Here is a 22,474-nt window from a genome sequence, read left to right as displayed (position 1 = left end):
AAAGAAATCACCCCGCCCAAAGAGCGGCCTGCAGACAAGGCGTTGCTGGAAGCTAGGGCTGCTGTAGACGACATCTCGCAGGCAGCGGAAAACTTGCGCTCGGGTTTGAAGCCTCTTCTTAGCAATTCGTTTTTTGCTAACAGCCCTGAGCAATGACGAGATACTTTTTGCAATAGCATAAACTCGCAGGCTTGAACTTTAGTTTTGAAACAGTAGGGTTTAACAGCCCTACTGTCTTTGACACTTTCATTTGAGAAGGTTTTGAATGCGCTGATCCTTCTCGCCCCAGAGCTGGTTGACCCAGTCCTGGACGGTCTGGCGAAATGCCGGATCATTCTCGTAATCTCCTTGCCACAGCGCCGGGTCCAGCTCACGGGTGCGGATATCGATGATCACCTTCGGTACCGATCCGCAAATCAAATCCCAGAACCCTGGAATCCTATCTTGCGGGTAGACCACCGTCACATCGAGCACAGCATCCAGTTGTTCACCCATCGCCGCCAGCACGAATGCCACACCGCCTGCCTTGGGCTTGAGCAAGCGGGTGAAAGGTGAGCCCTGCTGTTTGCGCTTGGCCTCGCTGAACCGCGTACCTTCCAGATAATTGACCACCGTCACCGGCTGGCGCTTGAACAGCTCACAGGCCTCTTTGGTGATCTTCAGATCCTGCCCCGCCAGTTCCGGATGCTTGGCCAGGAATGCCTTGGTGTAGCGCTTCATGAACGGGTAATCCAGCGCCCACCAGGCCAGGCCCAGGAAGGGCACCCAGATCAGCTCTTTTTTCAGGAAGAATTTGAAGAACGGCGTACGCCGGTTGAGGGCCTGGATCAAGGCCGGGATGTCAACCCAGGATTGGTGGTTGCTGATCACCAGGTAACTGGTGTCACCCCGCAGATCGTCGCCGCCGCGAATGTCCCACTGGGTCGGGATGCACAGCGAGAAAATCAGCTTGTCGATCTCGGCCCAGGTCTCGGCGATCCACATCACCGCCCATGACATGTAGTCACGCAAGCGCCCCGGGGCTACCAGCTTGAGCAGGGCAAACACCATCAACGGGCCGAACAGCACGAGGGTGTTGAGCAAGAGCAGCAGGGTGACGAAACAGCCGGTGAGCAGGCGGCGCATAAGTAACTCTTGGAATCTTGTGGGCGGGCCATCATAAGCAAGGTGAGTCTAGAGGCCAAATCGCAAATCACCGTACGAATGTTTCACAATGTGCCGGGTATGGTGGAGTTAGCTAACTAACCGGCGCTTTTGCGGTCTAGAATCCGCCTACTTCTTTCCGAGGACATCACTTCGTGAAACTGTTTCTTGCCTCCCTCGCCCTGGTTGCCCTGCCGGTCATGGCCGCCGAGCCGACCCTCTACGGTCGCTACGAATACATCCAGTTGCCGGAGATCGGCGAAACCTTCAAGGCCAAGATGGACACTGGCGCGCTGACCGCCTCGCTGTCGGCCCGCGACATCCAGACCTTCACCCGTGACGGTGACGATTGGGTGCGTTTCCGCCTCGGCGGCAAGGACGCGTCCGATAAGGTCTACGAACACAAAGTCTCGCGCATCAGCAAGATCAAGAGCCGCGCCGACGAAGACGAGGACAAGGACGAAGCCACCGTGGCCAAGCGCCCGGTGATCGACCTGGAAATGTGCCTGGGCGACGTCAAGCGCACCGTTGAGGTCAACCTCACCGACCGCAGCAGCTTCAACTATCCGCTGCTGATCGGCGCCAAGGCTCTGCGCGAGTTCGGCGCTGCGGTCAACCCGGCGCGTCGCTACACTGCTGACAAACCGGACTGCTGACCGACCACCATGCCCCACATCCTGATTGTCGAAGACGAAGCGGCGATAGCCGACACGCTGATATTCGCCCTGCAAGGCGAGGGCTTCACCACCACCTGGCTGACACTTGGCCAGGCGGCGTTGGAGCATCAACGCCAGACCCCGGCCGACCTGATCATCCTCGACATCGGCCTGCCGGACATCACCGGGTTTGAAACCTGCAAGCAACTGCGCCGGTTCAGCGAAGTGCCGGTGATGTTCCTCAGCGCGCGGGATGGCGAGATCGATCGGGTGGTGGGGCTGGAAATCGGCGCCGACGATTATGTGGTCAAGCCCTTCAGTCCTCGGGAAGTGACGGCGCGGGTCAGGGCGATCCTCAAGCGCATTGGCCCAGGAGCTGCGCCGGTGGTGTTCCAGGTAGACCTGGAGCGCATGCAGATCATGTATCGCGGCCAGCCATTGAGCCTCACGCGTCACGAATTCCGCCTGCTGCAAAGCCTGCTGGAACAGCCTGAACGTGTATTCAGCCGCGAGCAGCTGTTGGACGCGGTCGGCGTGGCGGCGGATGCCGGTTACGAACGCAACATCGACAGCCATATCAAAAGCCTGCGCGGCAAGTTACGCAGCGTGGCTGCGGACGCCGAGCCGATCCAGACCCACCGCGGCCTCGGCTACAGCTACAGCCCGGGCAACAGCTGATGCGCCTGGGGCTGCGGATCTTCCTGGTATACGCGCTGTTTATCGGCCTGACCGGCTACTTCGTGCTCAGCACCGTGATGAAGGAAATCCGCCCTGGCGTGCGCCAGTCCACCGAAGAAACCCTGGTGGACACCGCCAACCTGCTGGCCGAAATCCTGCGCGACGACGTGAAGAACGGCACCCTCGGCCAAAGCCACTGGCCCGAACTGCTCAAGGCCTACGGCAATCGCCAGCCGGGCGCGACCATCTGGGGATTGCCGAAGAACCAGGTCAACCACCGCATCTACGTGACCGACGCCAAGGGCACCGTGCTGCTCGACTCCACGGGTGAAGCAGTGGGGCAGGACTATTCCAAGTGGAACGACGTGTACCTGACCCTGCGTGGCGAGTACGGTGCGCGTTCCACTCGCAGCGAGCTGGATGACCCCACTTCCTCGGTGATGCACGTGGGTGCACCGATCCGTGACAACGGGCAGATCATTGGCGTGGTCACCGTGGCCAAGCCGAACAGCTCGTTGCAGCCCTACGTCGACCGCACCGAGCGGCGCCTGCTGTGGTACGGCGCGGGCCTGGTGATTCTCGGCCTGTTGCTCGGCGCGCTGCTGTCGTGGTGGCTGAGCGTTGCGCTGCGTCGTTTGACGGCCTACGCCGAGGCGGTCAGCGAGGGCCGGCGCGCCGAGCTGCCGCATTACCGTGGCGGTGAACTCAAGCAGTTGTCCACCGCTGTCGAGCACATGCGCACGCAACTGGAAGGCAAGGCTTACGTCGAACACTACGTGCACACCCTGACCCACGAATTGAAGAGCCCGCTGGCCGCGATACGCGGCGCGGCAGAGCTGTTGCAGGGCGACATGACCCGTGAGCAACAGCAGCGTTTCGTCGGCAATATCGACAGTGAAAGCGCGCGCCTGCAGCAGTTGATCGAACGCCTGCTGAACCTGGCGCAGGTCGAGCAACGCCAGGGCCTGGAAGAGCAGGTGAGCATCCCGCTGGCAGCCATGGTCGATGATGTGCTCAAGGCGCAATGTGCGCGGATCGAAGGCGCCGGGTTGCACGTCGATCAGGCGATTGCGGCGGATGTGAAGGTGTACGGCGAACCCTTTCTGCTGCGCCAGGCCCTGGGCAACTTGCTGGATAACGCCCTGGATTTCACACCGCCTGGCGGCACCTTGAAATTCAGCGCGCAGACCCGGCACAACGACGTACAGGTGAGCCTGTTCAACCAGGCTGCGCCGATTCCCGACTACGCCCTGCCGCGCCTGAGCGAACGGTTCTACTCGCTGCCACGCCCGGCCAGTGGCCGCAAAAGCACCGGCCTGGGCCTCAACTTTGTCGAGGAAGTGATGAAGCTGCACGGCGGCGCGTTGCAGATCGGCAACGTGCAAGGCGGCGTGCAAGTGGTGCTGCATCTCCACACAGTCTCCACATTGCCCACATAAATCTCCCACACAGGCTGCCCAGACTCTCCTCCATCCAAACAGGGAGAGACCCATGAACCGCAGCCTGCTTTTCAAACTTGGCGCGATTGCGCTGCTGATCCTGCTGTTGCTGATTCCGTTGCTGATGATCAACGGCATCATCAGCGACCGCCAGCAACTGCGCGATGGCGTCCTGATGGACATCGCCCGCAGCTCCAGCTACGCCCAGCGCCTCACCGGCCCGGTGATGGTGGTGCCGTATCGCAAGACCGTCCGCGAGTGGAAGCTCAACGAAAAACTCAACAAACGCTACGAAGTCATCCGTGAAGAGCGCGGCCGGCTGTATTTCCTGCCGGACCGTTTTGAACTCGACGGCAAGGTGCAGACCGAACTGCGCGCACGGGGCATCTACCAGGCGCGGCTGTTCCACGCCGACAACCGTATCAGCGGACGTTTCGAATTGCCCGCGCAGTTGGGTATCACCGAAGACTTCGCCGATTACCGCTTTGAACCGGCGTTTCTCGCAGTGGGCATCAGCGATATTCGCGGCATCGAAAATGCGTTGAAGCTGGAGCTGGGCAGCCAGCAGCTGGAGTTCGAACCGGGCTCCCAGGTGGACTGGCTGGGTGAAGGCGTGCACGTGACGCTGCCGGAGCAGGACAGCAAAAAGCCCAGTGTCATGGACTTTGCCTTCGACCTGCGCCTGCAGGGCACCGAGCAATTGCAAGTGGTGCCGGTGGGCAAGACCAGCCAGGTATCACTCACCTCCAACTGGCCGCACCCCAGCTTTATCGGCAACTTCCTGCCGGCGCAACGTGAGGTCACCGATAAGGGGTTTACCGCCAACTGGCAGACCTCATTCTTCTCCACCAACCTCGAACAGGCTCTGCAAACCTGCCTGGACGGGCAGGGCTGCAATGACTTCAACAACCGCAGCTTCGGCGTGAACTTCATCGATCCGGTGGACCAGTACCTCAAGAGCGACCGTGCGATCAAATATGCGCTGCTGTTCATCGCCCTGACCTTTGCCGGCTTCTTCCTGTTCGAAGTGCTCAAGAGCCTGGCGGTGCACCCGGTGCAGTACGCGTTGGTGGGCTTTGCGCTGGCGTTCTTCTACCTGCTGTTGTTGTCGTTGTCCGAGCACATAGGCTTTGCCCTGGCCTACCTGACCTCGGCCAGTGCCTGTGTGCTGTTGATCGGCTTCTATGTGTGCCATGTGCTGCGCAGCGTGGCGCACGGGCTGGGCTTCTCGGCGGGGTTGGCGGCGTTGTATGGCTTGCTGTACGGGTTATTGAGTGCCGAGGACTACGCGTTGCTGATGGGTTCGTTGCTGCTGTTCGGCCTGCTGGGCACGGTGATGGTGTTGACGCGCAAGTTGGACTGGTATGGCGTGGGCAAGCGCAAGGCGGCCGAGCCGTTGATGTTTGACCTGGAGGCGGTGCAATGATCGGGTTACGCGAGGATCAGCAAGTGGGGGCGCAATTAGCCGCAAGGATCGCTACATTCCTCAATACCACCGCCGTTCAATGTGGGAGTGGGCTTGCCCGCGATAGCGGTGGTTCAGAAACAGCTGTGCTGAATGACATACCGCGATCGCGGGCAAGCCCGCTCCCACATGGGGTCGGTGTGAATATCAGGTCGGCGGCTGGGTCTGCAGCATCGAAGGCCGCTGGCTGACCTCGGCGTACCAGGCGGCCAACTTGGGGCTATCTGAGCGCCAGTGCATGTCCGGGTGGCGGAAATCGAGGTAACCCAGGGCACAAGCCACGCTGATGGCGGCGATATCGAAGTGGCTGGTCAGCTCGGCAATCGCGTCGGCTTCCAGCTCGGCGAGGGTGCGACGGATCTTGTTGCGCTGTTCGTTGAGCCACTGGTCCCAGTGTTTTTCTGCCGGGCGCAGGGCGGTTTCGTAGCGCACCAGCACGGCGGCATCCATGATGCCATCGGCCATCGAGGCCAGGGTCAGGCGGCGCCAGCGGGCCGAGCCGTCGCGGGGGATCAGCGGGGTGCCGACGTGCTGGTGGTCGAAGTAATCGAGGATCACCCGGCTGTCGTGCAGTACTGAACCGTCGGCCAGGCGCAGGGCCGGGATCTTGCCCACGGGGTTGCCTTCTACCACCTGCGCATCCGGGTTGACCGGGGTCGGCATGCAGCCGTACAGGGCGACGCGATCCTGCTGGCCGGTTTCAGCCAGCAGCACGCGAACCTTACGAACGAACGGTGACGCGGGGTTGTGGAACAAGGTCATGCTGGGAGCGGACATGGGCATTCCTCTGAATGGGCTGCGCTAATCTATCTCACCGTTTGATCAAGGCCCAAGTACCAATTGCAGCGGGGATGCCCAGCCCGAGCCAACTGAGCGAATCCCACAGCCCATCCCCGAGCAGCGCCGCAAACAACCCGGCGGCGCTGAGCAGGCCGATCCCCAGAGGGATCCCGAAGACCTTCCAGAAACTCGACTGACGTGGCTTCATGTTCGGCGCCTTACGATCCACAGGTAGATCCCGCTCACCAGCACGATGATGGTCAGCCCATCCAACACCGCCCACAGGATCTTCATCGGCATGCCGCCGTAATCGCCAAAGTGCAGCGGCTGGGACATGCCCATGGCGTCCATGTACCAAGGCCGTTCGGCGACGGCGGTGACAGCCAGGGTGCTGGCGTCGATCAGTACCGGCGTGAGCAAATGCGAGGTGAGGTGGGTGCTGCCTTTCATGAACACCGCGTAATGGTGTTCGCTGGAAAAGCGTGTGCCGGGGAAGGCGATGAAGTCCGGCTCCATGCCGGGGGCGGCCTTGGCGGCAATCGCCAGCAGTTCGGTGGCCGGTGCGCGTTGGGTCAGGGGCGGGGCGTTTTTGTAGGGTTCGATCATGGCGCTGAGGCTGTCCTGGCGCCAGGCGGCGATGATCAGGTCGGCGCAGGCGCTGATCACGCCGGTCACGCCCACCACCAGCGCCCAGGTCAGGGTGACCACGCCGATCAGGTTGTGCAGGTCGAGCCAGCGCAGGCGGGTGGACTTGTCCTGGCGTACGGTGGCGAACTTCAGGCGGCGCATGAACGGCAGGTACAGCACCGTGCCGGAGATGATCGCCAGCACAAACAGAACCCCCATGAACGCCAGCAGCAACTTGCCCGGCAGGCCAGCGAACATATCCACATGCAAGCGCAGCAGGAACATCGTGAACCCGCCGTTGGCCGCCGGGGTTTCCATGGCTTGGCCGGTGCGCGCGTCGAGCAGGAAGGTGTGCGACGAGTTGGGTTCGGTGCCGGCGGTGGCGGCCATGATCGCGATCACGCCGTTCTTGTCGTCTTCGTCCCAGGCCAGGTACTGCATGGCGTCGCCGGGGCGATGGGCCTGCGCGGCGCTGACCAGTTGCTCCAGGTTGAGCTGCGGCGTGTCGGCGGGCATCTGCGCCAGCTCGGGCTCGTTGCCCAGCAGGTGGTCGATCTCGTGGTGAAACACCAGCGGCAGGCCGGTGAACGCGAGCAGCAGCAGGAATACCGTGCAGATCAGGCTGGTCCAGGTGTGGATGAAGGACCAGCGGCGGATGGTTTTGCTTTTCATGTTTTCAACCTTCAGACACACCAAAGCCGCCCATTGGGGCGGCCCGGTGGTTAACTCAGCCGATTACCACTGGTAGGTGGCACTGGCGACGACGCTGCGTTGGTCGCCGAAGTAGCAGTAGGAACCGTCACAGGTGGAGATGTAGTCCTTGTTGAACAGGTTAGTGGCATTGAGTTTGACCGAGGCGCCTTTGAGGCTGTTGTCCAGGCGACCCAAGTCGTAATGCACCGCACCGTCGAAAACGGTGTAGGCGTTGGCTTTGCCGAGCCAGGTGTTGCCCTGGTCGCCGTAGGTGTTGCCGGTGTAGCGCGCGCCGAAGCCGATACCGAAGCCGTCCAGTACACCGGTGTGCCAGGTGTAGTCGGTCCAGAGCGACGCTTGCTGATTTGGCATCAGTTGCAGGCGGTTACCTTTGAAGTCGCCTTTTTGGACTTCGGATTTGGCCAGTGTGTAGGCGGCGATCACCTTGAGGTTTTCGGTCACGTCAGACACGGCTTCCAACTCCAGGCCTTTGACTTTCACTTCGCCGGTCTGGTCGGTGACCGCCTGGCCGCCTGCACCTGTGCTGGTGACCAGCACGTTTTTCTGGGTCAGGTCATACACCGCCGCACTCAACAGGGTGTTGGAACCGGGTGGCTGGTACTTGATCCCGAGTTCCCACTGCTTGCCTTCGGTTGGCTTGTACGATTTGAGTGGGTCTACGCTGGCGTTGCTCGCTGGCTGGAAAGATTCAGCGTAGGACAAGTACGGCACAAAGCCCGAGTCGAACACATAGCTCAACGCTGCGTTGCCACTGAAGTTCTTGCTGCGGTCGGTGTTGGTGACGTCGTTCTTATTGAAGTAGGTCGTGCCCTGATGGACCCAGTCTTCACGACCGCCCAGGGTCAGGCGCCAATTGTCCAAGGCCATCTGGTCTTGTACGTAGAGGCCGGTCTGGATGGTTTTCTGGTTGTAATCGTAATACGCATCGGAGCGTGGAGGACGTACGACCGGCGTGGTGTTTACAGGATTGAAGATGTTGACGGTGCCTGCTCCGCCGTAGATCGACAGGTATGACGTATCGGTACGCTGGTGATCCAGGCCCAGCAGCAGGGTATGCGTGACATCGCCGGTGGCGAAGTCTGCCTGGAAGTTGTTGTCGACTGCGAACTGGCCGATGTTCTCGTCGACGTTGGTCGAGGTGCGGCCAATGTTACCGGCAGCGTCAACCGGGTAATAGGCATAAGCGCCCACGGTCAGTTGCTGGAACGACAGCTCCGACTTGGTGTAGCGCAGGTTCTGTTTGAACTGCCAGGTGTCGTTGAAGCGGTGCTCGAACGCATAGCCCAACGCGTAATAGGTGCGGTCGTAAAACTCGTAGTCCGGGTCGCCCAGGTTCTTGTGGTGGGACACATCGCCCAATGGCGATTTGATCTTGGTGCCCACGATAGGCAGGAACTGACTGGTGGCCCCCGTATCGTCACGAGTGAACTGCGACAGGAAGGTCAGCTTGGTGTCCGGGTCGATGTTCCAGGTCAGGCTGGGCGCAATGTTGTAGCGCTTGTTATCGATGTGGTCGACCTGGGTGCCGGCATCCCGCACCACGCCGCTGAGGCCATAGAGGAACTGGCCTTCGTCATCGATCTTGCCGGTGCTGGCGAAGTTGATCTGGCGGTAGTTGTCGCTGCCGTATTGCACCTGTACGGCATTGCTCGATTCAGCACTGGGGCGGCGGCTGACCATGTCCAGCAAACCGCCCGGCGGGGTCTGGCCGTAGATCGACGAGGCCGGGCCGCGCAGCAGGGCGAGGCGGTCGAGGTTCCAGGTTTCGGCTTTCGGGTTGGCGTACACCCCGCGTGGCAGCGGCAGGCCGTCGAGGAACTGGGTTGGTTCGAAGCCGCGCACGCGCATCCAGTCGTAGCGGGTGTCGCTGCCGTAGCTGGCGGACACGATGCCGGGCATGTATTTGACCGCATCGTCCAGGTTCTGCACGTTGCGGTCCTGCATCTGCTGGCGCGTGGCAACCGAGATCGAACGCGGCGCCTCGACCAACGCGGTGTCGGTCTTGGTGCCGGCGGCAGTGCGCTTGGCCAGGTAGCCGTCGACCGGGCCCCAGGCGCTTTCATAGCTGTCCTGGCCGGTGATATTGGTGGTCGGCAACGCTACGACGCCTTCCGGAATTGCCACCAGGGTGTAGGTTCCCGCACTGCTTTGTTCCAACTGCAGTCCCGTCCCTCGCAACGCCTCACGCAGCGCGCCGGGTGCGTCGAACTGGCCCTGGACCGGCGCCGAGGTCTTGCCTGATGCCAGTGCCGGGCTGAGGGTCAGTGCCAGGCCGCCCTGGCTGGCAATCTGGTTCAGGGTGCTGGCCAGTGGCGCCGCCGGCAGGTTGTAGGCGCGCACGCTGGACGCCTGTTCGGCGGCGATCAGCGACGTGCTGGCCAGCGGGGCGCCGAGGGCAATGGCCACGGCTAACAGGCTGGGGCGCAACAAGGTGTCTAGCGTGCGGGACATAGGGCGGCTCCTGAATGGAAGTAATTCGCAATTGCCTATGTGCCGAACGAGAATCAGAAAGTGATAGGGCGGGGGGAAATATTTTTTTATTTGGCGGCAGGTGCCTTGCCAGTCACCGTCACCCACCACGGCGTGTGCTGCTCGATCTGCACCGGCAGGGTCGGCAGCAGCGCATTAAGCGCCAGCGTGGTGTCGCGCAATGGGAAGCTGCCAGTGATGCGCAGGTCGGCCACGTTTTTATCCACACCCAGGTAACCGGTGCGGTAGCGGCTCAATTCCTCGATCACATCGCCCAGGCGGGCGTTGTCCACCACCAGCATGCCGCGGGTCCAGGCGTCGGTGGCGGGGGTAACGGCCAGCAGTGGGCCGAGGCCGTCGCTGCGCATCAGCACTTGCTGGCCGGCCTTGAAGATTTGCTCCTGATGCAGCGCCTCGGGCTGGGCGGCCACCGCCGATTGCAGCACGCTCAAGCGCGTGGCGTCGTCTTCGCGCTTGACGATGAACCGCGTGCCCAACGCCCGCAGGCTGCCGTCGCGGGTTTGCACATAGAACGGGCGGGCATCGTTATGGCCGGTCTCGACCAGGATCTCGCCTTCCTGCAATACGATCAGGCGACGTTTTTCATCAAAACGCACGTCGATGGCGCTGTGGGTATTGAGGTTGATCAGCGTACCGTCCGCCAGCTTCAGCGTGCGCTGTTCACCCGTGGCGGTACGTTGGTCGGCCAGCCAATAGTGGATCGGCACATAGCGCTCGCCGGCAAACAACGCCAGGCCGATCACCAGTGCAATGCTCGCCAGCCCACTGCCCAGCTTGCGCACGCGTTGGCGAATGCCTTCGCGCGATTGCAACAACGCCACCCGCGCCGGGCCCGAGGCCATGCTGAAACGCTGGTCGAGCATGCCCAGTTGGTGCCAGGCGCGGGCGTGCTCTTCATCGCTGGCCAGCCATTTATCGAACTCTTCGCGCTCAATGGCGCTGCCGTCGCCTGAATCAAGGGACAGCTGCCAGGCAATCGCCGCATCCAGCACGCGGGCCGACACGGGTTTGGAACTGATCACCGTCACAGCGGCTCGCCATACAGCGCGATGTAGCACTGGCGAATGCCCTGGGCCAGGTACTGGCGCACCCGGGGTACCGATACGCCCAGGCGCTGGGCGATTTCCGCGTGGCCCAGGCCGTCGAGGCGGTTATAGAGGAAGGCGGCGCGGGCCTTGCTCGACAGCTTGCCGAGCAGACGGTCGATGGCCTTGAGGTCTTCGAGGATCAGTTGCTGTTCTTCCGGCGAGGGATGTTCGCTTTCCGGGATCAGCATCAGTTCGGTGAGATACGCCTGCTCCAGGGCGGCGCGGCGGAAGTAGTCGAACAACAGGCCCTTGGCGATCGCCACCAGAAAGGCCCGTGGCTCGCGGGGTTCGCGCAGCTCATCACGACCGAGCAGGCGCATGAAGGTGTCCTGGCTCAAATCCTCGGCACGGCTCGGGCAGGCGACGTTGCGTCGAAGCCAGGCCAGCAGCCAGCCACGATGGTCGCGATACAACGCACCAACAAGCTCACTGCGTGGGTTCTGGATCGACGACAAGGCATCACCTGGTAAACGCGATGTTTAAACTAACGAGAATTATTCGCGATTGTGTCAGAGCCGTGGGGTGGGCGCAATTGGCGTCTGTCGGTTTGTACCGGGGCAAGCCTGCTCACCACAAGGATCGGCGGCCTTAGAAAGAGGGCGCGTGTTTACGCCGTTTCCATTGGCTCAAACGCTCTAGCAGCGCCTGTGGCGTGTCGATGTGCTGCGCCCGTGCGCGGCTGAACAGGATCAGCATCAGCTCCGCCGTGGCCAGGGCGTCGGCGCTGGCGTGATGGCGCTCGCCCACGTGCAGATTGAAATGGTTGATCCAGTCGTCCAGCCCGGCCTCGCGGATATGCGCGTCGGGGCACAGCAAAGGGGCGATGTCGGCCACGTCCAGGAACGGGTGGGCCAGGCGGTAACCCAGGCTGTCCTTGAGCGCCCGGCACAGCATGTGTTGATCGAATGGCGCATGGAAGGCCAGCAAAGGGCTGTCGCCGACGAACTCCATGAAATCCAGCAGTGCCTCGGCCGGGTCGCTGCCGGCGGCAATGGCACTGGGGCCGAGGCCGTGGATCAGTACGCTGGGGCTGAGTCTGGTCTCGGCGCGTTGCAGGGTGCGTTCGAACATCTGGGAGAAGTCCACCGCTCCGTCCTCGATCACCACCGCGCCGATGGACAGCACCTGGTCGCGATTGAGGTTCAGGCCACTGGTTTCCAGGTCCACCACCACCCAGCGCTGGCTGCGCAAAGGTTCGTTGCCTAGAGGCGAAGGCTTGCACAGTCGCTCCAGACGCTGTTGTTGCGTGCTGTCGAGCCCCGGTTTTTTCGTACGCAGCCAGTTGAACAAGCTCACAGCTGATACCGCAACGTCAGGCTGCTTTGCAGGCGTTGGGCCTGGCGCAGAGATTCCCGCAGGATGCGCCGGTCCAGATGGTTGAGGCTGTCGGGGTCGACGCGGTTGGAATACGGCTGGTTCTCGCGGGTCTGCAACTGGTGCTGCTGCATGCGGGTTTGCTGGATAAAGTGGTAGGCCTCTTCGTAGGCGGCGCCGTCCAGGGGCTCGATCACTTCCTTGACCACCAGTTGGCGCAGGCGCTCCAGGGTGTTGTTGGCGTGGATGCCATTGGCCAGGGCCAGCAGGCGCGCGCCGTCCACAAATGGCGTAAGGCCCTGCACCTTGAGGTCGAGGGTGGCTTTCTCCCCCCCTTTACGGGTCAGCACAAACTCGCGGAAGCGTCCTACAGGTGGGCGCTGGCGCAACGCGTTCTCGGCCAGCATGCGTTGGAACAACCGGTTGTCCGCGACCTGATCCAGAATGCCCTGGCGCAGTTGCTCGCAGCCACGCTCGTCGCCCCACACCACCCGCAGATCGAAATAGATACTGGAACCCAGCAGATTCTCCGGCGTGGCCTCGCGGATAAACGCTGCGAAACGGCGCGCCCACTCAGCCCGCGACAGGCACAACTCCGGGTTGCCGGCCATGATATTGCCCTTGCACAAGCTGAAACCGCAGAGCGCCAGGCTCTGGTTGATCTGCTGCGCCAGCGGCAGCAGCCGGCCACGCATCTCGGCCGCTTCGGCGGCGTCCTTGGCATCGAACAGGATGCCGTTGTCCTGGTCGGTATACAGCGTCTGCTCGCGCCGGCCTTCGCTGCCAAAGCACAGCCAGCTGAATGGCACGCCGGGGTCGCCTTTCTCGGCCAGGGTCAATTCGATCACCCGGCACACGGTGTGGTCGTTGAGCAGCGTAATGATGTGGGTGATCTGGGTGGACGACGCACCATGTGCCAGCATGCGCTCCACCAATTGGCCGATTTCGCCGCGAATCGCCACCAGGTTGTCTACCCGCGGTGCGTTGCGGATGGTGCGCGCCAGGTGCACCAGGTCCACCCGTTGCAGGGAAAACAGGTCGCGTTCGGACACCACGCCGCACAGGCGCTGCTCCTTGACCAGGCACACATGGGCGATATGCCGCTCGGTCATGGCGATGGCCGCGTCGAAGGCGCTGTGGTCCGGGGTCAGGAAAAACGGTGCTTGGGTCATATGGCCTTCAATGGCCCGGCTGAAATCGCTGGTGCCATCGGCCACCACCTGGCGCAGGTCGCGCAGGGTGAAAATCCCCAGGGGCGCTTTGTGTTCATCGACGATCACGATACTGCCCACCTGCTGCTCATGCATCAGCGTAACGGCCTCGCGCAGCGGTGTGGTGGGGCTGCACGTTACCGGGTGGCGCATGGCCAATTCACCCAGGCGAGTGTTCAGGGAGTATTGAGTGCCGAGGGTTTCCACCGCCTTTTGCTGCACTTGCTGGTTGACCTGGTCCAACAGGCTGCTGACGCCGCGCAGGGCAAAGTCGCGAAACGGGCTGGACAGCGCGAACAGCTTGATAAACGCCGGTTTGTTCAGTTGCAGGCAGAAGGTGTCTTCGGCGGCCTTGTGCTCGGTGCGGGTGGCCCGTTCGCCGAGCAGGGCTGCCAGGGGGAAGCATTCGCCCGTGGTGATTTCAAAAGTGGTTTCGGCGCTGTCCGGCCGCTCGCCCACGACGCGACCCTGCTTGACGATATAAAAATGCTCTACCGGGCCGCCCGACGGTTTGAGGATGCTGTCGCCGGGGCTGTAGAAGCGTAACTGGCACTGTTCCACCAAAAACGCCAGGTGCGCGTTTTCCATCTGGTTGAACGGCGGGAAACGTTGCAGGAATTGCAGGGTGCCGTGGATATTTTGCAGTACAGCAGTTTTCCCCGCCTGGGCGTAGGCATCAGCTTTACTCATAACAGTGACCGCAGTTTTTTTGTCGTTATCGTCCCTCATGGTCGACTCCTGCGCAGCGGGTGCCCATTGGACGTAAGTCTAGGTCGCTGAAAACACCATAGAACTAGGGAAAAACCTTACATGACTATGGTCCAAACCCCGTAGAACACCCACTAGTCAAACTTTCCGACGAAGTGCACATTGATCGCCCTTCCGCAGATGTCTGACGAGTGTGCTGGGAGCTAGATGAGAATTGCTGAGAACCGTATGTCCGACCACGATATTTTGAGCGATGCCGAGCGTGAGGCGCTGAGCGCCGTGATGCTGGAGCCTGATTTACCGCCACAACGCGTGTTGATTGTTGACGATGACAAGGACGCGCGTGAACTGCTGGCGGAAATCCTGGGGCTGGACGGTATTCGCTGCATGACCGCTGACAGTGGTGAGGCGGCGTGGGATTTGTTGAAGTCCAGCAGCTCTATCGGTTTGTTGATCACCGACCTGCGCATGGCGCCCAGCAATGGCCTGGAACTGATCCGACAAGTGCGTGAATCCACCCGGGCGGCGTTGCCGATCATCATCATGTCGGGGGACGCCGAAGCGCCGGACGTGATCGATGCGATGCACTTGAGCGTAGTGGACTTTTTGCTCAAGCCGATTGATAGCGTGAAATTGGCAAAGATGGTGAAGCGGGAGTTGGGGATGGCGTCCTGATTCTGCGGTGTCTATAACGGCCTCATCGGGGGCAAGCCCCCTCCCACATGTTCTATTAGTTGTGGGAGGGGGCTTGCCCCCGATAGCGCCAGTTCAGCCACCACAACCCTAAAGAAAAAGCCCCGATCTCTCGATCAGGGCTTTTTGATTTACAGGCCGTTTTTAGCCTTGAACTCCCGACGCCGACGGTGCAACACCGGCTCGGTGTACCCGTTCGGCTGCTTGGTCCCTTCAATCACCAACTCCACCGCTGCCTGGAACGCGATGTTGCTGTCGAAATCCGGCGCCAGCGGACGATACAACTTGTCCCCGGCATTCTGACGGTCCACCACCGGCGCCATGCGCTTGAGGCTTTCCATCACCTGGGCTTCGTCGACGATGCCGTGGCGCAGCCAGTTGGCGATGTGCTGGCTGGAGATACGCAGGGTGGCGCGGTCTTCCATCAGGCCCACATCGTTGATGTCCGGCACTTTCGAGCAGCCGACGCCCTGGTCGATCCAGCGGACGACATAACCCAGGATGCCCTGGGCGTTGTTGTCCAGCTCGTTGCGGATCTCTTCGTCAGACCAATCGGTGTTGCTGGCCAGGGGAATGGTCAGGATGTCGTCCACCGACGCGCGCTCGCGCTTGGCCAGCTCGGCCTGGCGGGCGAACACGTCGACCTTGTGGTAGTGCAACACGTGCAGCGCCGCCGCCGTAGGCGATGGCACCCACGCGGTATTGGCGCCGGCCAGTGGGTGGGCGATTTTCTGTTCGAGCATCGCCGCCATCAGGTCGGGCATCGCCCACATGCCTTTACCGATCTGCGCACGGCCTTGCAGCCCGGTGCTCAAACCAATATCGACGTTCCAGTTTTCGTAGGCGCCGATCCATTTTTCCGCCTTCATCGCCGCCTTGCGCACCATCGCGCCGGCTTCCATGGAGGTGTGGATCTCGTCGCCGGTACGGTCGAGGAAGCCGGTGTTGATAAACACCACGCGCTCGCTGGCGGCCTTGATGCAGGCCTTGAGGTTGACCGTGGTGCGGCGTTCCTCGTCCATGATCCCGACTTTCAGCGTATTGCGTGGCAGCTTCAGCACGTCTTCGATACGGCCGAACAGCTCGTTGGTGAACGCGGCTTCTTCCGGGCCGTGCATCTTTGGTTTCACGATGTACACGGAACCGGTGCGGCTGTTCTTGCGGCTGCTGTTGCCGTTGAGGCTGTGGATCGCGGCCAGGCTGGTGATCAGCCCGTCGAGAATGCCTTCCGGCACTTCGTTGCCGTCTTTGTCGAGGATCGCGTCGATGGTCATCAGATGACCCACGTTGCGTACGAACAGCAGCGAACGGCCATGCAGCGTCACGTCCTGGCCATTTACGCCGGTGTACACGCGGTCGGCGTTCATGGTCCGGGTGAAGGTCTTGCCGCCCTTGGACACTTCTTCGGCCAGGTCGCCCTTCATCAGGCCGAGCCAGTTGCGGTAGATCACCACTTTATCGTCGGCATCCACAGCGGCGACGGAGTCTTCGCAGTCCATGATGGTGGTCAGCGCGGCTTCCACCAGCACGTCTTTGACGCCGGCGGCGTCGGTCTGGCCGACCGGGGTGTTGGCGTCGATCTGGATTTCGAAGTGCAGGCCGTTGTGTTTCAACAGGATCGCAATCGGCTGGGCGCTGTCACCCTGGAAGCCGATCAGTTGTGCGTCGTCGCGCAGGCCGCTGTTGCTGCCGCCCTTGAGGCTGACGATCAGCGTGCCATCGACGATCTTGTAGCCGGTCGAATCCACATGGCTGCCGGCGCTGAGCGGTGCGGCTTCATCAAGGAAGGCGCGGGCGAAGGCGATCACTTTGTCGCCACGGACTTTGTTGTAGCCCTGGCCCTTCTCGGCGCCGTCGGCTTCGCTGATGGCGTCGGTGCCGTACAGGGCGTCATACAACGAGCCCCAACGCGCATTCGAGGCGTTGAGGGCAAAGCGCGCGTTCATCACGGGCACCACCAGCTGCGGGCCGGCCATGCGGGCGATCTCGTCATCGACGTTTTGGGTCGTGGCCTGGAAATCCGCGGCTTCTGGCAGCAGGTATCCAATGTCTTGCAGGAAGGCTTTGTAAGCCACCGGGTCGTGCGCCTTACCTGCGTGAGTCTGGTGCCAGGTATCGATCCGCGCTTGGAAATCGTCGCGTTTGGCGAGTAGGGCTTTGTTCTTCGGTGCCAGGTCGTGGATGACCTTGTCGGCACCGGCCCAGAACTGGTCGGCAGTGATGCCGGTACCGGGAATGGCTTCGTTGTTCACGAAGTCGAACAGGACTTTGGCGACCTGCAGGCCACCGACTTGAACGTGTTCAGTCATTGCTTGCCTCACTCTGCGGAGCTTATGCGCTTTTTCAGATTTTCATTATGTAGTGCACGGTTGGGCATACTACATGATGACTTGCGGTTGTGAAAATTAGACTAAATACGTCGTTTAGCGACCCACTTTGGTCGTACGGTCACAGCGGAGAACCGGATGTTCTCAAAAAACTATTGGATTGTTCCAGATAAATATAAAAATGGTACACGATTTGTTTTCGAGGGCTTCCGAGTCCACCTTGTAGATTGAATTCAGAGGGCTTCGCCATGGACCATCTTGTACTCACAATTATCGCCGCCGACAAACCCGGCCTGGTTGAACGCATCGCGCAGAATATTGCCACCCACGGTGGCAACTGGCTGGAAAGCCGCATGGCGCACATGGCCGGGCAATTTGCCGGGATCCTGCGGGTCAGCGTTCCAACAGAGAACCGTCAGGCGCTGGTCGGCGCGCTGGAGGACTTATCCACACATGGCATTCGCGTGCTGGTGGGCGAAGGCAGCAGCGGGCAGGCCTCGGCCTCCAAGTCGATCATGATGACGCTGGTGGGCAATGACCGTGCGGGTATTGTGCGCGAGATTACGGCGCTGCTGAGCAAGCAGGGCGTGAACCTGGAGAGCCTGAGCACGGACGTGCGCCCGGCGCCCATGAGCGGTGATCCGTTGTTTACTGCTGAAGCGCTGCTGCAGGTGCCGGCAGCGTTATCCCTAGATGCCTTGCAGTTGACCCTGGAAACCCTGGCGGACGATCTGATGGTGGAACTGCATCACGAGGAATAATCGGCCCACAGGGTTATGCATGGAAATCTTGCATGGGCCTGTGGATAACCTGTAGAGACCCGGCGCCAGGCCACGCCGTGCGGGGTTCTTCGCTACTTGAGCAAAAAACGAGCAGTTTCAAGGGCTTGTGCACAAATGGCGGGGATCAGGTTGTGGATAACCTTGGGGTGGATGTCTGCAAGCCACGTAGATTATGGCTTGCAGAGGTTTGTACGTTATTTGATCAGCGTTTGCGTGCGCTGAGCCAGATGTCCATGCTGTACACCACCAGGCCCGCCCAGATGAACGCGAAGGCGGTCAAAGTGCTTGGTGCCAGATGCTCGCCGAACAGCAGCACGGCTTCCAGCAATACCAGGGTCGGCGCGACGTACTGCAAAAAGCCCAGGGCGGTATAGGGCAAATGCCGTGCGGCGGCGTTGAAACACACCAGCGGGATCAGTGTCACCGGGCCGGCGGCGACCAGCCACCAGGCTTCGGAGGTGCCCCAGAATTCCATCTGCGCACTGTGGGCGGTCGGGTTGAACAGCAGCCATGCAACCGCAATCGGCACCAGCATCCAGGTTTCCACCACCAGCCCCGGCAGGGCTTTCACCGGTGCCTGCTTGCGAATCAGCCCGTAGAAACCAAAGGTCAACGCCAGTACCAGCGATACCCACGGCAGGCTGCCCACTTGCCACACCTGCTGCGCCACACCCACCGCAGCCAGCCCAACGGCGACCCACTGCAAACGGCGCAGGCGTTCACCCAGGATCAACATGCCCAGTACCACATTCACCAACGGGTTGATGTAGTAACCCAGGCTCGCCTCCAGCATGCGCCCGGTGTTGACCGACCACACGTAGGTCAGCCAGTTACCCGCGATCAACGAACCACTGAGTGCCAGGATCGCCAGGCGCTTGGGGTTGTCGCGCAGTTCGCGGAACCAGCCGGGATGTTTCCACACCATCAACAGCAAACCGCCGAACAGCGCCGACCACAGCACGCGGTGCACGATGATCTCTGCGGCGGGCACGCTGGCGATGGCTTTGAAGTAGAGCGGGAACAGGCCCCAGATGACATAGGCGCTCAGGCCCAGGATGTACCCCTTGCGGGGGTTGGCGGCTTGCATTGCAGAATCCTTGCTTAGGCAGCTAACAAAGGCGTGATTGTAAGTACATTTGGCGGGCAATGTGATCTGCTTTGCTTTGGGTGGGAGGGGGCTTGCCCCCGATTGCTGTGTGTCAGTCACAGATGCATCAACTGGCAGACTGCAATCGGGGGCAAGCCCCCTCCCACATTTAACTCGACAGGTCAGAAGAGTTTCAGGGGTTCTTCGTTGAGGGCCGCCAATTGCTCGCGCAAGGCCAACACCTGATCGCCCCAGTAACGCTCACTGCCAAACCACGGAAAGCTATGGGGGAACGCCGGATCATCCCAGCGGCGTGCCAGCCAGGCGCTGTAATGCATCAGGCGCAAGGCGCGCAGGGGTTCGATCAGCGCCAGTTCACGCGGGTCGAAGTCGTGGAACTCCTGATAGCCGTCCATCAATTCCGACAGTTGCCCCAGACATTCCTGGCGATCGCCGGCGAGCATCATCCACAGGTCCTGCACCGCCGGGCCCATGCGGCAGTCATCCAGGTCGACGATGTGGAACATCTCGTCGCGGCACATCATGTTACCGGGGTGGCAATCGCCGTGCATGCGGATGTTCTTGTGCGGCGTGGCCTTGTACACCTCTTCCACACGCTTGAGCAGGTCGCGGGCCACGGACTCGTAGGCCGGCAACAGGCTCTTGGGGATGAAATTGCCTTCGAGCAGGGTGGTGAGGGAGTCGTGCCCGAAATTCTTCACGCCCAGGGCTTCACGGTGTTCGAACGGGCGGGTCGAGCCCACCGCATGCAAACGACCGAGCAGTTGCCCGAGGCGATAGAGTTGATCGAGATTGCCTGGCTCTGGCGCACGGCCGCCACGGCGCGGGAACAGGGTGAAGCGGAAACCGGCATGTTCGAACAGGCTCTCGCCGTTGTGGATCAGTGGCGCGACCACCGGCACTTCGCATTCGGCCAGTTCGAAGGTGAAGCGGTGTTCTTCGAGGATCGCCGCGTTGGTCCAGCGCTGCGGGCGATAGAACTTGGCGATCAGCGGCTCTGAGTCTTCGATGCCCACTTGGTAGACGCGGTTTTCGTAGCTGTTGAGCGCCAGAACGCGAGCGTCGCTGAGGAAACCGATGCTTTCGACAGCGTCGAGGACCAGGTCGGGGGTGAGTGTTTCAAACGGGTGGGCCATGCGAACTCCTGCGCGCAGCAGGGCGCCGCGTCCGGCCGGGTATGGTAACGCACCGGGGCTGAGATAGGGGGTGGCTGTGCCATTGCTATCGGGGGCAAGCCCCCTCCCACATTGACTGCATTCACATATTTTGACTTGTGAACACAGTCAGTGTGGGAGGGGACTTGCCCCCGATGAGGCTTTGTCAGGCGCCGACGATACCGCCGTCATCCCGCCGAATTGCCATCACTGACGAGCGCGGCTTGCCATTCGGCAGATGCTCCGGCCAGGTCGAACCGCCGGTTTCGCCTGGGTGCTGAATCCCCACAAACAACGTCTTCTGATCCGGCGAGAAGCTGATGCCCGTCACTTCACACGCTACCGGTCCGACCATGAAACGGCGGATTTCCCCGGTGGAGGGGTCGGCGCAGAGCATCTGGTTATTGCCCATGCCCGCGAAGTCACCCGCGTTGCTGTAGTCGCCATCGGTGAGAATCCACAGGCGTCCAGCCTTGTCGAAACCCAGGCCGTCCGGGCTGTTGAACATGTTCTGCGGGTTGATATTCGACGAGCCACCCTTTGGCGTGCCAGCGTGCACGCCCGGGTTGCCGGCCACCACAAACAAGTCCCAGCTGAATTCAGTGGAACCGTGGTTATCCGCGTCGGCCTTCCAGCGCAGGATCTGGCCGTAGACGTTTTTTTCACGCGGGTTGGGGCCGCCCACCGGCTGGCCGTCTTCACCGCGCTTGGCGTTGTTGGTGAGGGTGCAATAGACCTGGCCATCGGTGGGGCTGACCACGATCCATTCCGGGCGGTCCATGCGCGTGGCCTTCACCACGCTGGCGGCCAGGCGCGCGTGGATCAGCACTTCGGCCTGGCTGGCGAAACCGGTGCTGGCGTCGATGCCGTTCTTGCCGTGGGTGAGTTCGACCCATTGGCCCTTGCCCTTGGGGTGATCGGCGTTGCCGTCGCCCGCGTCGAAGATCGCCACGTACAAGGTGCCGTGGTCGAGCAGGTCTTTGTTGGCCTTGGGGTTGTGGTGGTTGATCGGGTCGCGGCTGACGAACTTGTAGATGAACTCGCCGCGTTCGTCGTCGCCCATGTACACCACGGCGCGGCCGTCACGGGTTTCGGCCAGGGCGGCGTTTTCGTGCTTGAAGCGGCCCAGGGCCGTGCGCTTGACCGGCGTGGACTTGGGATCGAACGGGTCGATTTCCACCACCCAACCGTGGCGGTTGAGTTCGTTGGGGTTCTTGGCGATGTCGAAGCGCGGGTCGTGCGGGTGCCAGTTGATGTCTTTGCTGGCGGCCACCACGCCGTAGCGTTTCTGCCCGGCGTCGAAGGTTTGTTGCGGGTTGCTGCTGCCAAAGCAGTCGGTAAAGTTCTCTTCGCACGTCAGGTAAGTACCCCACGGCGTCTTGCCGTTGGCGCAGTTCTGGAAGGTGCCGAGGGCTTTCTTGCCGGTTTTGTCGGCGCTGGTTTTCAGCCAGGCGTGGCCAGCGGCGGGGCCGCTGAGGTTGATCGGCGAGTTGCCGTGGATGCGCCGGTTGTAGCGCGAGTCCTGCACGAACTGCCAGGTGTCGCCCTTGCGCCGCACTTCGATCACCGACACGCCTTCGCTGGCCTGGGCCTTGCGCACGTCTTCGGCCGATTGCGGCGCGCCGCCGTGGGCGAAGAGGTAGCGGTAATTGGTGTATTCGTTGTTGATCGCCATCAGCGCACGCTTGTCGTCGCCCGGGAAGGCGAACAGGCTCATGCCGTCGTTGTTGTCCCCGAACTGCTGCTCCTGGGCCTTGGCCGTGCCGTTGCCGGACGGGTCGAAGGCGGGTGCGTTCTTGCTCAGCGGTTGGCCCCAACTGATCAGCACCGAGGCGCTGTAGCCTGGCGGCAAGGTGATGGTGTCACTGGTGGCGGCGGCGATGCTGGTAAAGCCCAGCAGTGGGCTGGCGCTGGCGGCGTTGACGGCCAGGGCGCTGCGGCTCAGCAGGTTGCCACCGAGGAACATTGCGGCACCGCACAGGGCGCCAGCGCCGATAAAGCGGCGGCGGGTGAGGCCGACCATCTGTTCAAGGTCGGTGGCTTGGTTTTCTTCTAATAGGCTCATCTCAGGCTCCCTGCGGTTTTTGCAGACACCAT

Annotated in this window: 19 protein-coding genes; 6 read left to right on the top strand and 13 right to left on the bottom strand. The window is 61.6% G+C overall.

What is annotated here, in order from left to right:
* Positions 1-246: 246 nt before the first annotated feature.
* Positions 247-1,125 (bottom strand): 1-acylglycerol-3-phosphate O-acyltransferase, YihG family, encoded by an 879-nt coding sequence (yihG, locus tag AC3WP7_RS09845; RefSeq protein WP_092242195.1) that lies wholly within the window; start codon positions 1,123-1,125, stop codon positions 247-249.
* A 173-nt stretch (positions 1,126-1,298) separates the two neighbouring features.
* Between yihG and rloA2 the strand changes: the two genes are divergently transcribed.
* Genes rloA2 through creD form a run of 4 tightly spaced genes read left to right on the top strand, consistent with a single transcriptional unit; the run spans position 1,299 to position 5,342 of the window.
* On the top strand, positions 1,299-1,799 hold the full coding sequence (rloA2, locus tag AC3WP7_RS09840; RefSeq protein WP_071494368.1) for a retropepsin-like aspartic peptidase RloA2: 501 nt from the start codon (positions 1,299-1,301) through the stop codon (positions 1,797-1,799).
* Between the two features lie 9 nt (positions 1,800-1,808).
* Positions 1,809-2,477 (top strand): two-component system response regulator CreB, encoded by a 669-nt coding sequence (creB, locus tag AC3WP7_RS09835; RefSeq protein ID WP_102591840.1) that lies wholly within the window; start codon positions 1,809-1,811, stop codon positions 2,475-2,477.
* Positions 2,477-3,916: a two-component system sensor histidine kinase CreC gene (gene creC / locus AC3WP7_RS09830; RefSeq protein WP_092242201.1), complete on the top strand. Its 1,440-nt coding sequence runs from the start codon at positions 2,477-2,479 to the stop codon at positions 3,914-3,916. Before creB ends, creC begins: the two co-directional genes overlap by 1 nt.
* A 52-nt stretch (positions 3,917-3,968) precedes the next feature.
* Positions 3,969-5,342 (top strand): cell envelope integrity protein CreD, encoded by a 1,374-nt coding sequence (gene creD / locus AC3WP7_RS09825; protein WP_093514152.1) that lies wholly within the window; start codon positions 3,969-3,971, stop codon positions 5,340-5,342.
* 186 nt (positions 5,343-5,528) lie between these two features.
* On the opposite strand, the gene AC3WP7_RS09820 is transcribed toward creD, so the two are convergent.
* From AC3WP7_RS09820 to AC3WP7_RS09785, 8 genes are all read right to left on the bottom strand, one after another.
* Complete coding sequence (locus AC3WP7_RS09820; protein ID WP_102591841.1) at positions 5,529-6,158, bottom strand: glutathione S-transferase family protein; 630 nt, start codon at positions 6,156-6,158, stop codon at positions 5,529-5,531.
* Between the two features lie 34 nt (positions 6,159-6,192).
* On the bottom strand, positions 6,193-6,369 hold the full coding sequence (locus AC3WP7_RS09815) for a hypothetical protein (RefSeq protein WP_092242210.1): 177 nt from the start codon (positions 6,367-6,369) through the stop codon (positions 6,193-6,195).
* On the bottom strand, positions 6,366-7,460 hold the full coding sequence (locus AC3WP7_RS09810; protein WP_102591842.1) for a PepSY-associated TM helix domain-containing protein: 1,095 nt from the start codon (positions 7,458-7,460) through the stop codon (positions 6,366-6,368). The genes AC3WP7_RS09815 and AC3WP7_RS09810 overlap by 4 nt, the downstream gene beginning before the upstream one ends.
* A 63-nt stretch (positions 7,461-7,523) precedes the next feature.
* On the bottom strand, positions 7,524-9,953 hold the full coding sequence (locus AC3WP7_RS09805) for a TonB-dependent siderophore receptor (RefSeq protein ID WP_093120786.1): 2,430 nt from the start codon (positions 9,951-9,953) through the stop codon (positions 7,524-7,526).
* An 86-nt stretch (positions 9,954-10,039) separates the two neighbouring features.
* Positions 10,040-11,020, bottom strand: coding sequence for a FecR domain-containing protein (locus AC3WP7_RS09800; protein ID WP_092242217.1), 981 nt, complete (start codon positions 11,018-11,020; stop codon positions 10,040-10,042).
* Positions 11,017-11,535 (bottom strand): RNA polymerase sigma factor, encoded by a 519-nt coding sequence (locus AC3WP7_RS09795; protein WP_102591843.1) that lies wholly within the window; start codon positions 11,533-11,535, stop codon positions 11,017-11,019. The genes AC3WP7_RS09800 and AC3WP7_RS09795 overlap by 4 nt, the downstream gene beginning before the upstream one ends.
* Positions 11,536-11,668: 133 nt before the next feature.
* Positions 11,669-12,376, bottom strand: coding sequence for a 3'-5' exonuclease (locus AC3WP7_RS09790; RefSeq protein WP_092242222.1), 708 nt, complete (start codon positions 12,374-12,376; stop codon positions 11,669-11,671).
* The gene (locus AC3WP7_RS09785) at positions 12,373-14,295 is read right to left on the bottom strand and encodes a putative nucleotidyltransferase substrate binding domain-containing protein (protein WP_170856044.1); all 1,923 of its coding nucleotides are present in this window, start codon (positions 14,293-14,295) and stop codon (positions 12,373-12,375) included. The genes AC3WP7_RS09790 and AC3WP7_RS09785 overlap by 4 nt, the downstream gene beginning before the upstream one ends.
* A gap of 246 nt (positions 14,296-14,541) precedes the next feature.
* Here AC3WP7_RS09785 and AC3WP7_RS09780 point away from each other — a divergent pair, with 246 nt between their 5' ends.
* Entirely contained in the window at positions 14,542-14,988 is a 447-nt protein-coding gene (locus AC3WP7_RS09780) for a response regulator (RefSeq protein WP_058426679.1), read from the top strand.
* 149 nt (positions 14,989-15,137) lie between these two features.
* Here the strand turns inward: AC3WP7_RS09780 and AC3WP7_RS09775 are convergent, their stop codons facing one another.
* Positions 15,138-17,315, bottom strand: a complete 2,178-nt coding sequence (locus AC3WP7_RS09775; protein WP_093120794.1) for a malate synthase G — start codon at positions 17,313-17,315, stop codon at positions 15,138-15,140.
* Positions 17,316-17,581: 266 nt separating this feature from the next.
* Here AC3WP7_RS09775 and AC3WP7_RS09770 point away from each other — a divergent pair, with 266 nt between their 5' ends.
* Positions 17,582-18,094, top strand: coding sequence for a glycine cleavage system transcriptional repressor (locus AC3WP7_RS09770; RefSeq protein ID WP_092242227.1), 513 nt, complete (start codon positions 17,582-17,584; stop codon positions 18,092-18,094).
* Between the two features lie 223 nt (positions 18,095-18,317).
* On the opposite strand, the gene rarD is transcribed toward AC3WP7_RS09770, so the two are convergent.
* The 3 genes from rarD to AC3WP7_RS09755 all read right to left on the bottom strand — a co-directional run bounded on the left by rarD (position 18,318) and on the right by AC3WP7_RS09755 (position 22,442).
* Positions 18,318-19,202 carry an EamA family transporter RarD gene (gene rarD / locus AC3WP7_RS09765; RefSeq protein ID WP_092242230.1) on the bottom strand — a complete coding sequence of 295 codons (885 nt, stop codon included), beginning with the start codon at positions 19,200-19,202 and terminating at the stop codon, positions 18,318-18,320.
* A 182-nt stretch (positions 19,203-19,384) separates the two neighbouring features.
* The gene (locus AC3WP7_RS09760; protein ID WP_093514159.1) at positions 19,385-20,359 is read right to left on the bottom strand and encodes a serine/threonine protein kinase; all 975 of its coding nucleotides are present in this window, start codon (positions 20,357-20,359) and stop codon (positions 19,385-19,387) included.
* Between the two features lie 184 nt (positions 20,360-20,543).
* Positions 20,544-22,442, bottom strand: coding sequence for a PhoX family protein (locus AC3WP7_RS09755; RefSeq protein WP_102591844.1), 1,899 nt, complete (start codon positions 22,440-22,442; stop codon positions 20,544-20,546).
* Positions 22,443-22,474 lie beyond the last annotated feature (32 nt).

The organism is Pseudomonas sp. FW305-3-2-15-C-LB1 (genome assembly GCF_058787615.1).
Note: the sequence above shows the minus strand (reverse complement) of the source record. Positions and strands in the feature narration are given on the sequence as shown.